This is a genomic window from Streptomyces sp. NPDC005266 (assembly GCF_040607655.1).
GTDB lineage: Bacteria > Actinomycetota > Actinomycetes > Streptomycetales > Streptomycetaceae > Streptomyces.
The window spans coordinates 195,434-209,711 of the sequence record NZ_JBEXHC010000010.1; the positions used below are offsets into that span (position 1 = coordinate 195,434).

General features: G+C 72.7%; 10 protein-coding genes. 8 read left to right on the plus strand and 2 right to left on the minus strand.

What is annotated here, in order from left to right; genetic code table 11:
* The first annotated feature begins 8 nt into the window (after window positions 1–8).
* The 4 genes from ABZU99_RS20410 to ABZU99_RS20425 are packed head-to-tail and all read left to right on the plus strand — an operon-like array spanning window position 9 to window position 7,079.
* Complete coding sequence (locus ABZU99_RS20410; RefSeq protein ID WP_355944383.1) at window positions 9–1,082, plus strand: pyridoxal-phosphate dependent enzyme; 1,074 nt, start codon at window positions 9–11, stop codon at window positions 1,080–1,082.
* Complete coding sequence (gene argH / locus ABZU99_RS20415) at window positions 1,079–2,563, plus strand: argininosuccinate lyase (protein ID WP_356046185.1); 1,485 nt, start codon at window positions 1,079–1,081, stop codon at window positions 2,561–2,563. The genes ABZU99_RS20410 and argH overlap by 4 nt, the downstream gene beginning before the upstream one ends.
* Window positions 2,560–3,831, plus strand: coding sequence for an ATP-grasp domain-containing protein (locus tag ABZU99_RS20420; RefSeq protein WP_356046187.1), 1,272 nt, complete (start codon window positions 2,560–2,562; stop codon window positions 3,829–3,831). Before argH ends, ABZU99_RS20420 begins: the two co-directional genes overlap by 4 nt.
* A complete protein-coding gene (locus ABZU99_RS20425; protein ID WP_356046189.1) occupies window positions 3,828–7,079 on the plus strand; it encodes an amino acid adenylation domain-containing protein in 3,252 nt (1,083 codons plus the stop codon). The genes ABZU99_RS20420 and ABZU99_RS20425 overlap by 4 nt, the downstream gene beginning before the upstream one ends.
* A gap of 163 nt (window positions 7,080–7,242) precedes the next feature.
* On the opposite strand, the gene ABZU99_RS20430 is transcribed toward ABZU99_RS20425, so the two are convergent.
* Window positions 7,243–8,187, minus strand: coding sequence for a TauD/TfdA family dioxygenase (locus ABZU99_RS20430; RefSeq protein ID WP_356046191.1), 945 nt, complete (start codon window positions 8,185–8,187; stop codon window positions 7,243–7,245).
* A gap of 55 nt (window positions 8,188–8,242) precedes the next feature.
* Complete coding sequence (locus ABZU99_RS20435) at window positions 8,243–9,073, minus strand: ABC transporter permease (protein ID WP_356046193.1); 831 nt, start codon at window positions 9,071–9,073, stop codon at window positions 8,243–8,245.
* 395 nt (window positions 9,074–9,468) lie between these two features.
* Here ABZU99_RS20435 and ABZU99_RS20440 point away from each other — a divergent pair, with 395 nt between their 5' ends.
* From ABZU99_RS20440 to ABZU99_RS20455, 4 genes are read left to right on the plus strand one after another with little or no spacing between them, the layout of a single operon-like run.
* Complete coding sequence (locus ABZU99_RS20440; protein ID WP_356046195.1) at window positions 9,469–11,244, plus strand: fatty acyl-AMP ligase; 1,776 nt, start codon at window positions 9,469–9,471, stop codon at window positions 11,242–11,244.
* Window positions 11,241–13,007 (plus strand): acyl-CoA dehydrogenase, encoded by a 1,767-nt coding sequence (locus ABZU99_RS20445; protein WP_356046197.1) that lies wholly within the window; start codon window positions 11,241–11,243, stop codon window positions 13,005–13,007. The genes ABZU99_RS20440 and ABZU99_RS20445 overlap by 4 nt, the downstream gene beginning before the upstream one ends.
* Entirely contained in the window at window positions 13,004–13,921 is a 918-nt protein-coding gene (locus ABZU99_RS20450) for a hypothetical protein (protein WP_356046199.1), read from the plus strand. The genes ABZU99_RS20445 and ABZU99_RS20450 overlap by 4 nt, the downstream gene beginning before the upstream one ends.
* A 44-nt stretch (window positions 13,922–13,965) precedes the next feature.
* On the plus strand, window positions 13,966–14,238 hold the full coding sequence (locus ABZU99_RS20455; RefSeq protein ID WP_356046201.1) for an acyl carrier protein: 273 nt from the start codon (window positions 13,966–13,968) through the stop codon (window positions 14,236–14,238).
* The last annotated feature ends 40 nt before the right edge of the window (window positions 14,239–14,278 follow it).

A 14,278-nucleotide genomic window follows, 5' to 3' on the forward strand; every position in this document is an offset into this window, starting at 1 on the left:
GAGTCTCCATGCCGCTGTCCACTTTGACGTACCGCTCCATCACCGAGGCCCAGATGCTGCCACGTCTCATCCGGCTCGGCCCCAATCTGTACGGCGCGGTCTTCAGTCTGATGAAGCTGGTGCCCGCCCAGTACATCCTGCGCCGCGCGCTCCAGCGCGGCGAGCTGACCGACGACACGGTGATCGTCGAGACCACCTCGGGCACCTTCGGGCTCGCCCTCGCGATGCAGGCCGCGCTCATGGAGCGCGACCTGATCCTGGTGAGTGACCCCGCCATCGACGACAACCTCCACCGCAGACTGGCCGACCTCGGCGCGAAGGTGGAGATCTGCACGGAGCCCGCGCCGGTCGGCGGATACCAGGGGGCCCGACTGACCAGGCTCGCCGAAATCCGCGCCGCGCTGCCGTCCACCTTCTGCCCCGAGCAGTACAACAACCCGGACAACGCCCGCTCGTACCACGTGGTGGCCGAACAACTCGTGCGCACCTTCGGCACCGTCGACTGCCTGGTCGGTACCGTCGGCACCGCCGGATCGATGTGCGGCACCGCGGGGGGCCTGCGCGAATACAGTCCGCACACCCTGGCCATCGGCGTCGACAGCCACCGCAGCGTGCTGTTCGGCCAGCCCGACGGACCCCGCTCGCTGCGCGGCCTGGGCAACAGCCTGTGGCCTGCCAACCTCGACCACACCCTCTTCGACGAGATCCACTGGTGCTCCGCGGCCGAGGCATACGCCCAGACCCGGGCCCTGCACGCCGAATCCGCCCTCTTCCAGGGCCCGACCAGTGGCGCCGCCCACCTGGTCGCCCAGTGGTGGGCGGCCCGGAACCCGGACGGGCTCTGTGTGGTGATGCTGCCCGACGAGGGGTACCGCTACCAGGCCACGGTCTACGACGACGCGTGGCTCGCCGCGAGCGGCCATCTGCTGGCCGCGCGTCCCACCGAGCCCGTGACCGTCGCGTCCCCCGCGGAGGCCGGTGACCGCTGGACCCGGCTCGTCTGGGGCCGCCGCTCCTACGAGGAGGTGCCCGGCGTCGTGCCCAGGGTGACGCACCCCCTCGCCGAGCGGGTCCTGTCGTGACCTCCACCGGACGGCTCACCCGCACCCTGGGTCCGCGCACCCGCCGCGTCGTCTACGGGGAACCGGACCCCGAGGCCGTACGCGGGGAACTGGAGCCCATCAGCACCATCGACATGGCGCACGTGGTCATGCTCACCGAGTGCGGGCTGCTGCCCGCCGACACGGCCGCCGCGCTCCTGGACCGCATCACCCGGCTGCGGGCGGAGGGCTTCCGAAGGCTGTACGGGCTGCCGGCGCCGCGTGGCCTGTATCTGATGTACGAGGGCCACCTGGCGGACGAACTGGGCGCGGACGTGGGCGGGAAACTGCACACCGGACGCTCCCGCAACGACATCAAGGCCACCGTCACCGCGATGCGGCTGCGGGCCGAACTGACGGACCTGCTCGGCGAGGTGCTGCGGCTCCAGGCGGTCCTGCTCTCCCGGGCCCGGGCCCACCGCGACGTGGTGATGCCCGTGTACACCCACTTCCAGCCCGCCATGCCGGTCAGTTACGGCTACTACCTGGCCGGGATCGCCACCGCGCTCGACCGCGACATCACCGCGCTGCGTCAGACGCTGGACGAGCTGGACCGCTGCCCGCTCGGCGCCGGGGCGGTGTCCGGTACGGACTTGCCCATCGAACCGGCGCGCACCGCCGCCCTGCTGGGATTCGCCGGTCCACCGCTGCACGCCACGGACGCGGTGGCCGCACGGGACACGCTGCTGCGAGCCCTCGCTTCGGCGGCCTCGGCCGGGGTGACGCTGAGCCGGCTCGCGACCGATCTGCAGCTGTGGAGCACCCAGGAGTTCGGGCTCGTCCAGTTCCCGGAACGGCTCGTGGGCGGCAGCTCCGCCATGCCCCAGAAGCGCAACGCGTTCCTGCTGGAACACGTCAAGGCCAAGGCGGGCGCGGCCATCGGCGCCTGGACGGCCTCCGCCTCCGCCATGAAGTCGGCACCGTTCACCAACTCCATCGAGGTCGGCACCGAGGCGGTGGCCCCGGCCTGGTCCGCGCTGGCCGCCGTGCGGGACTCGGTGCTGCTGGCCCAGGTGCTCGTCGGTGGTGCCCGCCCGGCCACGGAGCGGATGGAGCGGCGCGCGCGGGAGAGCTTCGTGACCGCCACCGTCATCGCCAACAGGCTGGTCGCCCAAGGGGTTCCGTTCCGCACGGCGCACCACATCGTGGGCGCCGCCGTGCGCGAGGCGGTCGAGAGCGGGGCGACGGAACTCACCAAGATCGACCTGCCCGACGGGGCCCCCACCGACATGGCCACCGAACTGCCCTCCCTGCGTGAGGTCGTCGACGCACACGACCGGGGCGGCGGCCCCGGCCAGTGCGACGCGACCGTGCGCGTCCTGCGGGAGCGGCTCACCGCCCACGGGCGACGGCTCGCCGGCCACCGCGGCCGGACCCGGGACGCGGAGCGGAGGCTGGGCGCGGCGGTCGACGCCCTCCTGGCGGGCCACGCGTCCGCGGGCCGAAGGGAAGGAGAACGGTGAACGGGCACGAGAGGACGAGCGGGCGGTGGCTCGCGTTCGTCGAGAGCAACACCACCGGGACGGGGCGGGAGTTCTGCGCGGCGGCGCGGGCGCGAGGACTGCGACCGGTGCTGCTGACCGGGGACCCGGGCCGCTATGTGTACGTCGAGCAGGACGGCATCGACACCAGGCGGCTCGACACCGGCGACCTGGCCGCCGTGGTGGACCACTGCGCCGGACTCACGCAGCACGGGGGGCTCGCCGGAATCGCCTCCAGCTCCGAATACTTCGTGGCCACCGCCGCCCGCGCGGCCGCCAAGCTCGGCCTGCCCGCGGCGGACGGGGACGCCATCGCCCGATGCCGGGACAAGGAGACGCAAGTCCTCGCGCTCGCGGCCGCCGGCGTCCCGGTGCCCGCGTCCACGGCCGTCAGCGCGGTGGCCGACGCGGTGCGCGCCGCCGACGGGATCGGCCACCCGGTCGTGCTGAAACCGGTCCGCGGATCCGGCTCGGTCGGCGTCCGGCTGTGCCGCGACCGTGAGGAGACCCGGTGGTGGGCGGCCGAACTGCTGAGCCGCTCCACCGACGAACGCGGCAACCCGGTGCCCGCCCGGATCCTCGTCCAGGCGGCCGTCGAAGGGCCGGAGTTCTCGGTCGAGACCTTTGACGACGCCGTCGTCACCGTCGTCGCCAAACACATCGGGCCCCCGCCGTACTTCGTGGAGACCGGGCACGAGGTGCCCGCACCCGTGCCCCGCGCGACCGCCGCGTCCCTCGGCGACACCGCGCTGCGGGCGCTCGCCGCGCTCGGCCTCGGCTGGGGAGCCGCCCACACCGAACTGCGGCTGTCCCCGGACGGCCCCGTCGTCATCGAGGTCAACCCGCGGCTCGCGGGCGGCATGATCCCCGTCGCCGTACGGGCCGCTCTCGGCGTCGACCTCATCGACGCCGTGATCGCCCGCGCGGCCGGACAGCGCCGGAGGCCCGCGCGGCCGGGCCAGCGGCACGCCGCGGTCCGCTTCCTGCACAACGAGCGCGAGGGGCGGGTCACGGGCGTCGAGGGAGTCGCGGCCGCGCGGACGGCCCCCGGCGTCGTGGCCGTCGCGGTCGGCACCGCCCCCGGACGGACGGTACGCGTGACGCACTCGTTCCAGGACCGGCTGGGCTGCGTGGTCGCCACCGGGACGGACGGGGAGCAGGCCGGACACCGCGCGGCGGCCGCCGCGCGGCTGATCAGTATCGAGCTTGAGGAGCCGGCGATGCCGGAAGAAGGAGTCGCGGGCCGATGAGGGACGACGCGAAGACCCTGGCGTTCACCCGGGTTCCCCGGTGGACGCCACCGGCCGCCACAGACACGGGCCCCGGGGTCCACGGCACCCGGCTGCACACGGAGCTCACGGACGCGCTGGAACGTACGGCCAGGGAGCTGGACGCCCCACTGCCCGCCCTGCTGCTCGCCGGCCACGCCCGGGTCCTGGCGACCGCCGCCGCCGAGCGGGACCTGCTCATCGGCTGTGTGCCGCAGGACGGGCCGGGCCCCGCACAGCCGCTCGGCCTGCCCGTCGCCGACTCCACGTGGGCGGAGCTGGTGGCCCACGCGGCCGAGGCGCTGCGGGGCCTGTCGCACGCCGATGGCATACGGCCCGAGGCCGTGCTGGACCTGTCCGGGCTGGCGGAGCGCCAGGACACGCGGGACCGGGCCCCGGCTCACGACCACCGCCCGCCCGCCGCCTTGGACGACGGCGTCGTGCTGCACGTGGCCTGGACGCGCGACGACCACGGTCTGGCGCTGCGCGTGCTGCACGACCGTGCCGCGGTCGACGGCACCTACGCGCGGCGCCTCGCCGGATACCACCTCGCCGCGCTGCGGCTTCTGGTGGCCGATCCGCACGCCGGGCACGAGCGGGCAAGCCTGCTGTCGGCCGAGGAGACCGAGAAGCAGCTGTACGGGCTCGCCGGACCGCGCGTCGAGCTGCCCGACCGCACCTTCGTCGACCTGTTCCAGGAGCGGGCGCGCCAGTGCCCCGAAGCCATCGCGGTCGAGCACGGCCCCGTCCGGTGGACATACCGGGAGCTGGAGCAGCGGGCCCACCGGATCGCGCACGCGCTGCTCGCGGCCGGGGTGGGTACCGAGGAGGTGGTCGCCGTCGTCATGGACCGCACCCCGGACTGGATCGCGGCCGCCCTCGGCGTCTTCACGGCGGGCGGCGTCTACCTGCCCGTGCGACCGGACTTCCCGGCCGAACGCGTCGCCGCCCAGCTGGAGCGCAGCGCCTGCGCCGTCGCGTTGACCGAGCCGGGCAGCGAGGCGCTGGTGCGCGCGGCCTCAGCCCGGCTGGCCGCCCCGCTCACGACGCTGTCCGTACCGCGGATCCTGGCGCGGGGCGGCCACACCGAGCCTCCCCGCGTGACCGTGACGCCCGGGCAGGCCGCGTACATCTACTTCACCTCGGGCTCCACCGGAAGCCCCAAGGGGGCCCTGTGCGAGCACGCCGGCTTTCTCAACCACCTGTACGCGAAGATCGAGGACACCGGGATGACGGCGGGCGCCGGGGACGTCGTCACCCAGATCGCCTCGCAGTGCTTCGACATCTCCCTGTGGCAGTTCGCGGCGCCGCTGCTGATCGGCGGCAGCGTACGCATCGTGGACACCCGCACCCAGCTCGACGTCGGCGGCTTCGTCGAGGAGATCGTCGAGGGCCGGGTGACCGTGATGCAGGTCGTCCCGTCGTATCTGGAAGTGCTTCTCACCCACCTGGAGCAGCACCCCCGCCCGCTCGGTGCCCTGCGCTCCGTGTCGGTGACGGGTGAGGCGCTCAGCCATGAGCTGGTGCAGCGCTGGTTCGCCGCCTACCCGGACATCCAGCTGGTCAACGCCTACGGCGCCACCGAGACGTCGGACGACCCGATGCACGAGGTCCTGCGCGGCGTGCCGGAGCGCGACTTCGTCACCGTCGGCCGTGCGCTGCGCAACGTCCACACCTATGTGCTCGACGAGAACCTGGCGCTGGCGCCGCTGGGCACGCCCGGCGAGATCGCGTTCTCCGGGGTGTGTGTGGGCCGTGGCTACATCAACGACGAGGAGCGCACCCGGGAGGCATTCGTTCCGGACCCGTTCCGGCCCGGCAGCCGGATGTACCGGACCGGCGACTTCGGCCGGTGGCTGCCCGAGGACCGCCTCGAGTTCCTGGGGCGCCGCGACGCACAGGTCAAGATCCGTGGCTTCCGCATCGAGATCGGCGAGATCGAGAACAAGCTGCTGACCATGGCGGGCGTCCGCGAGGCGGCGGTGGTGACCGAGGGCGACACGGGTGAACAGCGTGTCCTCGTCGCCTTCTTCGGCGGCTCGCCGGAGGTGTCCGCGGGACGCGTCCGCGATTTCCTCACCACCGTCCTGCCCGGCTACATGGTGCCCACCCACATCCACCGGGTGGACCGGCTGCCGCTCACCGAGAACGGGAAGGTCGACAAGAAGGCGCTGGCACGACCGGCCGGTGAGACGGCCGGAGGCGGCGCACACATCCCGCCCGCCACCCCCGCGGAACGGCGCATGGCCGCGCTGTGGGCCGATGTCCTCGGCGTACCGCTGGAGCGCATCGGCCGGTCCGACGACTTCTTCGAACTCGGCGGCACGTCGCTGGCCGCGGTGCGGCTCCTGGTCCGGCTCGACCGGGCGCTGTCGCTGAAGGACCTGTCCGCCAACCCGGTGCTCGCCGACTGCGCGGCGGCGCTCGAACCCCACGGCCGCGGCGCCTTCGCACGCCCGCTGGCCACCCGGCTGCTTCAGCCGCTGTCCGCCGTGCGCGATCCGCACCACACCCTCGTGTGCTTCCCCTTCGCGGGTGGCAACGCCGTCAACTTCCGGCCCCTGGCCGCCGAACTCCAGAGCGACGGCATCGCGGTGCTCGGTGTGGAACCGCCCGGCCACGACTTCGCGGGCGACGGCGAGCCGATGCAGGATGTCCCCACCCTCGCCCGGTGGGTACGGGACGAGATCGCCGCGCACATCACCACGCCCTTGGCTGTCTGGGGGCACTCCGCGGGCGCGGCCGCCGCGCTGGAGACGGCGCGGCTGCTGGCGGAGGCGGGCCGGCCCGTCGAGCGCGTCTTCATCGGCGCGCTGCTGCTGGGGGACGCCGAGACGCTCGCCGCCGAAATGGCCCAGGCGGCCACGGCGGACAACCAGAGTCTGCTGTCCCGGCTGCGGGCCGGTGAGGTGTACGCGGAGCTCGACGAGCTGGGGCCGGAGCGCGCCGAGGTGGTGTCCCGCGCCTACCAGCACGACGTACTCACCGCGGGCAGCCATCTGCGCGTGGTCCGCGAGGACCCGGAGGCGTACCGCCTCGATGTTCCGGTGGAGGTGGTCGTCGCACGGGACGACGCCGCCACGGCGGCCTTCGCCGAGGAGTACGGCGACTGGAAGGCGGTCTCCGACCGGATCACGCTCCATGAACTCGACGAGGGCGGCCACTATTTCGTCCGGACCAGGCCGGCGGAGACCGCCGCGCTGGTACGGCTGGGCTGCGCGCTGGACTGACGAAGGTTCAGCAAAGGGGGGGCGTACCCGGGCCCGGGTACGCCCCCCCTTCTGACTGGAGACTCAGCGGATGCGGTGAAGTTCGCCGCTGATCCCTCGCCGTTCGGTCTGGCCGAGGGCTTGGACGCCGAGAAGGGTCAGCACTTGACTTCGCCGTAACCGCTTAGAGGCGGAACGGCTCGCCCAGGCCGACGACGATCTCCCGGGCGCCCCGGTAGGGCTCGCGGCTGTGCGCCATGCGGACGTTGTCCACGACCATGAGGTCACCCCGCTGCCAGGGCTCGCGCACCGTGTGCTTCTCATAGACCTCGTTGACGAGGTCGACGGTGGCGCGGTCCAGGGGCGAGCCGTCGCCGTAGAAGGTGTTGAAGGGCAGCCCGTCGGGGCCGAACTCCGCGGTGAGGAATTCGCGTACCTCGGGGGCCATCGTCCACTCGTTGAGGAACGCGATCTGGTTGAACCAGCACCGTTCGCCCGACTCGGGATCCGATATGACGGCCGGGCGGATCTGCCGGGTGCGCAGGCCGCCGTCGGCGTCCCAGCGCGCCTCGATGCCGTGGTCGGCGCAGTAACGCTCCACCTCGGCGGGGTCCTTGACCCCGAAGGCGTCCTCCCAGCCGATCCCGACGAACGGGTTGTAGTGGCGGGTCAGCAGCCAGCCGTGGCGCTCGAAGCGCTCCACGAGCCCGGCCGGCAGGTCACGCAGCACGGCACGGGCGTCGGCGACGGCCGTGACGCCGCCACCGGACGGGGGGGTGACGCAGGCGAAGACCATCAGCCGGGGCGTCTCGGCCGCGTAACTGAGCTCGTGATGCATGCACATGGGCTGGTCGGCCGGCCAGTGGGAGGACGAGTACAGTCCCGGCCCGTACTCGTCGCGGGGAGCGAACCCCTCGCGCTCGGCCATGCCCTCGCCGATGATCCGGCGGACCACGGAGACGGCGTGGCCGGGGCCGTCCAGGTGCAGCCCGCGCACCAGCACGGCACCGTGCCGTGCCACCAGGGCCCGTATCTCCTCGCGTTGTTCGGTGACCCAGGTCGCGGCGTCGGTGCCGGGCTCGGGGGCGGCGTCCAGCCGCCGCAGGGACTCCGGTCGCGGCTCAGGCATGGGGATCTCCGTTTCGTCTCGGGAAGGGTGGGGGGTGTGGGAAGAGGGGGCGACGTCAGACCGGGGGTCGGCGGAACGCCCACACCGCCGCGCTCGACCCGAGCAGAGCGACGAGGGCGCTCGCGGCCAGAGCGGACCACACCTGGGCACCCAGCGGCTGGTCGAGGCAGAGGGCGCGCGCCGCGTCCATCGCGTACGACAGCGGGTTGAGGGTCGCCATGACCTGCAGCCAGCCAGGCATGCGGCCCACGGGGACGAACGCACTGGAGGCGAACATCAGCGGGAACGTCACCAGATATGCCGCGCTCTGCATCGCCTCCGCGCTGCGCAGCCAGGCCGCCAGTGCCAGGAAGATCCACGTCAGCGCCCACACCACCACACACGTCAGTAGCAGCGCGGCCAGCAGTCCCATGGCGCCGCCCGCCGGGTCGGCGTCCATGAACACCACGGCCACCACGAGCAGAATCGCCAGCTGCGCGGTGGTCCGCAGCAGGTCGGCAAAGCTGCGGGCGAACAGCAGCAGCGATGCGTGGATGGGCAGGGTGCGCAGCCGCGCCACCACCCCGTTGTCCATGTCCCGGACCAGGCCGATGCCCGAGGCGATCGCGGGGCCGATGCCCGTGGTCACCAGCAGTGCGGGCAGCAGATAGTCCAGGTAGGAGACACCGTCGGGCAGATGCCCGAGGTCGACGATGCTGCCGAAGACCTGGCTGAGCAGGAGCAGCATGAAGACCGGCTGCAGCAGAGCGAGAACCAGGGTCCGGCGGTGCCTGAGATGGGCCTTGACCGACCGCTGGGTGAGGATCAGCAGCTGCGCCGGGCGGCTGCTGCCGTGCCAGGCGGGGGCGAAGGCGCCGCCATCGGGTAACGACGTGGTACGGGGCATGGAATTCCTCCGGGAGTCGTGCGCCCGCTTGCGCACGGCACGGTGCGCCCAATTCCTGGAGCAGTAATGAATAAAGGCAGCATGCAAGAATCCGCCGCCATGCCGGCTATGCGATGACTGGGCGCGGATGTGTCATAGCTGTGTCGTCCACACGGACGCGCTTCGACTCTATCGCGCGGAAATGATCCCGACGGGACCTTTCCTGGCCGGTACTGGCCCGCCCACCCCATGCCCTATGGGGGTTTGGGCCGATTCGTCCATGGAGGGCGGGATGCGCGGTGCAATTTGTTGTCAGCGCCTTTCCTCCGTGCCGGTGGTCTCGGTAGAAATGCACGACAGTGCCGACAAGGCGCACGGAAAATCAGTTCGCGGACACGAAGGGCAGGGCATCGGATATGGCGGGAATCGTCACCGCCCCCAGCGTTGGCGCAGTGCTCCGGGAGCATGCGGAAAACCGCCCGGAAAAGGCAGCGGCCGTATTCGTCACGGACCCGTTGCACACCGACGGAGCGCGCCGGCTCAGCTATGCGGAACTCGACGAGCAGGCCAGGAGCGTCGCCGTACGGCTCCGCGCCCATGTACCGCCGGGCGGCCGCGCCGTCCTGCTCTACCCCGCCGGGCTCGCCTTCCTCACCGCCTTCCTGGGCTGCCTGTACGCCGGCGTCGTCGCGGTCCCCTCCTCCCTGCCCGGCCGGTACCGGCACGAGCGCTACCGGGTCAGGCGCATCGCGGACGACGCGGGCGCCGCGGCGATCCTCACCGACACCGCCACCCGCGCAGGCCTCGAGGCGTGGACCGCCGAGGAGGGCCTCGACACGCTCCCCCTCCTGGTCACCGACGACGACGCCGGACCCGGCCCCCACGGCTGGACGATGCCGCCCGCCGGACACGACACGCTCGCCGTGCTCCAGTACACCTCCGGCTCCACCGGCGATCCCAAAGGCGTCATGATCAGCCATGGCAATGTGCTGCACAACAGCGCCAACCTCGCCGCCGCCCTGGAACTGGACGACACCACCCCCATCGGCGGATGGATCCCCCACTTCCACGACATGGGGCTGATGGGCTCGATACTCCCGCCGCTGCTGCTCGGCTCGACGACCGTCCTGATGAGCCCCGGCACCTTCCTCAAACGCCCCCACCTGTGGCTCCACATGATCGACCGCTTCGGCATCGAGGCGTCCGCGGCGCCGGACTTCGCATACGACCTGTGCAGCCGCCGGGTCACCGACGCACAGAGCGAGGGCCTGGAACTGTCCCGCTGGCGGCACGCGCTGGACGGTTCCGAACCCGTACGGGCCGCCGTACTCGAACGATTCCACGCCCGCTTCTCCGGCAACGGCCTGCGCGCCGAGGCCCTGACCCCCTGCTACGGCATGGCCGAGGCGACCTTGTTCATCTCCGGGGCCGTCGACACCCCGCCCCGGGTGCGCCATGTCTCCGCCGAGCTTCTGGAACGCCACGAATTCCGGCCCGCGGCCCCCGACGAGCCCTCCCGCGCCGTCGTGGGCTGCGGCCCGCCGCTCGGCGCCGAGGTGCGCATCGTCGACCCGGACACCCTGCGCGTCCTGCCCGAAGGAGGCGTCGGCGAGATCTGGGTACGCGGCGACATCGTCGGCCAGGGCTACTGGAACCGCGAGGCCACCAACGAGGCCGAGTTCCGCGCCACGACCGACGACGGTGACACCGGCTATCTGCGCACCGGAGACCTCGGGGTCCTGGACCGGGGCGAGCTGCACATCACCGGCCGCATCAAGGACGTCCTCAACCTGCGCGGCCGCAACCTCTACCCGCAGGACATCGAGCACGAACTGCGCACGCAGTGGCCCGAGCTGGGCAACCTCGTCGGCGCCTGCTTCGCCGTACCGGGTGAGGGCCCCCAGGGCGACGACGTGCTCGTGGTCACCCACGAGGTGCGCGGCATCAGGGACGAGGAGCGGCTGCGCGAACTCGCCGCCGATATGCGGCTCACCGTCGCCCGCGAATTCGGCGCCCCCGTCGGCGCGGTCCTGCTGCTGCGCCCCGGCGGGGTACGCCGCACCACCAGCGGCAAGATCCAGCGGTCGGCCATGCGCGAACTGTTCCGCACCGGCGCGCTGCGGCCCACCTACGCCGTCTACGAGCCAAGCCTGCTGAGCCCCTTACCCGAGCCCCAGGAGGCCTCCGTATGACCACCGCCTCCCCGACGACCCGGACCCATGACCCCGCCGCCGGGGCCGTGGAGCGGCTCACCCGGCTGCTCGACGAGCTCACCGGACCCGGACTGCCCTTCTCACCCGAGGCTCTCGCCGCGCTCGACCGAGCGGAGGCGTATCCCGTCGAGGCATGCCAGGCACTTGACGCGTTCGGGCTGCGGCGCTTCTACGTGCCGGCCCAACACGGCGGCGCGCCGGCCGACTTCGACGTCGTCATGCGGCTGCTGCGGGCCGTGTCCCGGATCGACCTGACCGTGGCCGCCTCGCACGGCAAGACCTATCTCGGGGCCGTCGCCACGTGGATCGCGGGCGACGCGGAGGCCGCCCGGCTGCTGGGACGGCGGATATCAGCGGGGGCGGTCGTCTCCTGCGCCCTGACCGAACGCCACCACGGCAGTGATTTGCTGGCCGGTGAGGTGGTCGCCAGGCCCGCCCCGGGCGGCGGCTGGCTGCTGTCCGGCGAGAAGTGGCTGATCAACAGCGCCACCCGGGCCGGTCTGGTCACCGTCCTCGCCCGCACCGACGACGAAGGCGGACCGCGCGGCTTCAGCCTCTTCCTCGTGGACAAGGCCCTGCTCGCCCTGGAGCACTTCACCCACCTGCCCAAAGTGCCCACGTACGGCATCCGGGGCGCGGATATCAGCGGCATCGCGTTCCACGACGCGCCGCTGCCCGAGGAAGCGCTCATCGGGCGGCCCGGCGAAGGCGTCGAGATCATCGTGAAGGCGCTTCACCTCACCCGGACCGGCTGCGCCGCGATGTCGCTGGGCGCGGGAGACCACGCGCTGGCCCTGGCCGCCCAGTTCGCGGCCCAAGAGGCCGACGGCGGACCGCTCGCGGAGAACCCGTACGTGCGGCGGGAGCTGGGCGAGGCCGCCGCGGGTCTGCTGCTCGCCGACGCGACCGGCCTGGTGGCGGCGCGCTCCCTGCACGCGCTCACCGGCGAGATGAGCGTCGTCTCCGCCGTCGCCAAGGCATATGTGCCCACCGAGGTCGACGACCTCATCGCGCGCCTGCTGCATCTCCTCGGCCCGTACGGACTGCTCGGCCCGGGCGACCCGCACAGCGGATTCGCCAAGATGGAACGCGACCACCGCATCATCGGCATCTTCGACGGCAGCAGCCTGGTCAACCGCAACGCCCTCATCGAGCAGTTCCCCCGCATCGCCCGCGGTTACGCAAAGGGCCGGTGGGACGCGGCGGGCCTCGCCGAGGCCACCAGCCCGCACGCCCCCCTGCGTCCGTTCCGGCCCCGTGCGCTCGGCCTGGTCTCCAGTGGCGGCTGCTCCGTCGTCGCCGGCCTGCCGGCGGCGGTCGCCGAGCTGCGCGCCCTGGCCGTCCGCGGCCACGCCTCCGCGGCGCTCGCCGCCCTGGCCGGGCGCGTCCTCGGCGTGGCCGACCGGCTCCACGAGGACATGGCGGCGATCCGGTTCTCCCCCCGTGCAGTGCCCGGCCACGCCTTCGAGCTCGCCGAGCGGTACGAGCTGTGCTTCGCGGCCGCCTCGGCGCTCCACCTGTGGCTGCGCGCCGCCGCCCGCGCCGAGAGCCCCATCCCGGAGACCTGGCTGCTCGGCTGTCTTCTCAGGGCGCTCACCGACCTCGACGAGCCCGTCGACGACGCCGACCGCGTCGTCCTCGACGACCTCGCCGACGCGGTCCTCTCCCACCTGTCCGCCCCCTTCCGCTCGCTCCTCGACCACATGGAGCCCACTTTTCGCCAGGAGGGGACCGCCTCGTGAACACCACCATCTCCGGCCCCGCCGCCCACGCCTCCGCCCTGGAGGAGCGCCTCGGCGACCCGTACGACATCGCGAACCCGTACGGCTTCCGGGCGATCCTCGCCGCACGGGAAGCCGGACAGCCGCTGGACGGTGAGCCGTTCGACGCCGTCGGCACCGAAGACCACGGTGCCGAACCCGAGACGGTGCTGCACGCCCTCCGCGCGGTGTACCGCAGATCGCCCATGCTCACCCGGCCAGGCCAAGAGGCCGAGCGGGGGAGCGGCGCCGTGACGGCCGGGGCGGCGGTCGGCGCACTGGACTCCGGCCTGCGCATGACGCTGCGCCACCTGCGGGCGCGGCGCCTGTACGGCGCGACGGCCATCGACATCCCTCAGCTGCGCGCGGTGCTCGCGGGGGCCTACGCCGACCTGCTGCTGTGCGACGCGCTGACCACACTCGCGGCCCGGGGCACCGACGCCGTGCCCGCCCGGCCGGGCGCCCACGAGCGAGTGGTCCGGGCCCTGGTACCCCGCGTGCTCCAGGGCGCGATGGACCGCCTCTCGATGGCCATGGGGTCGCGCTTCTACATCAGGGAGGGCGAACACGCGACCTTCCACCTGCTGCTGAACGAGATGCAGCGCGCACTCTTCGCCCCCGATGGCCGTCCGGGCCGACCGCCGGCACCCGTCGACGCCGCCGTTCCCCTCACCGGCATCACCATCGCGGACCTCGCCACGGCACCGGCCGTCACCGCCCTGTGCGACCCAGAACTGCTCGCCGCGGCGCCCGGCCGCGCCCTCACCACGCGTGCGCGACGGACACCGCAGCCGTCGGGCCCCGCCCAGGAGCGTCTGTATGCGGAGCTCAACCGCCGCTACGACACCGGCCGCTCGTTCGACCTGGCCGAACGCCCCCTCCCCGACCGTCCCTAGCCGCCGCACCCGGACACCCGACCACCTTTCCAGAGGAGACACCCATGTCCGATCTCCACGTCGAGCCGCACACCCTCGACAGCCTGCGGGAATGGCTGACCAACTGCATCGCCTCCCACCTGCAGCGGCCCGCTGACGCCATCGACACCAGCGTGCGGCTCTCCGACTACGGACTCGACTCGCTGTACGTCCTGTCCGTCGCCGGAGAGCTCGAGGACCACCTCGACATCTCCCTCGACCCGACGCTCCTGTGGGACAACCCGACCATCGACGCACTCAGCGAGGCCCTGGTCAAAGAACTGGCCCAGTACGCCTGACGAGCAACCCCGCACCGCGCACCGCCACCGCATCACGCCT

Bases quoted from the DNA above. Each gene is read 5' to 3' on its own strand.
- ABZU99_RS20410 (WP_355944383.1), top strand. From the start codon at position 9: ATGCCGCTGTCCACTTTGACGTACCGCTCCATCACCGAGGCCCAGATG.
- ABZU99_RS20425 (WP_356046189.1), top strand. From the start codon at position 3,828: ATGAGGGACGACGCGAAGACCCTGGCGTTCACCCGGGTTCCCCGGTGG.
- ABZU99_RS20430 (WP_356046191.1), bottom strand. From the start codon at position 8,187: ATGCCTGAGCCGCGACCGGAGTCCCTGCGGCGGCTGGACGCCGCCCCC.
- ABZU99_RS20435 (WP_356046193.1), bottom strand. From the start codon at position 9,073: ATGCCCCGTACCACGTCGTTACCCGATGGCGGCGCCTTCGCCCCCGCC.
- ABZU99_RS20440 (WP_356046195.1), top strand. From the start codon at position 9,469: ATGGCGGGAATCGTCACCGCCCCCAGCGTTGGCGCAGTGCTCCGGGAG.
- ABZU99_RS20445 (WP_356046197.1), top strand. From the start codon at position 11,241: ATGACCACCGCCTCCCCGACGACCCGGACCCATGACCCCGCCGCCGGG.
- ABZU99_RS20455 (WP_356046201.1), top strand. From the start codon at position 13,966: ATGTCCGATCTCCACGTCGAGCCGCACACCCTCGACAGCCTGCGGGAA.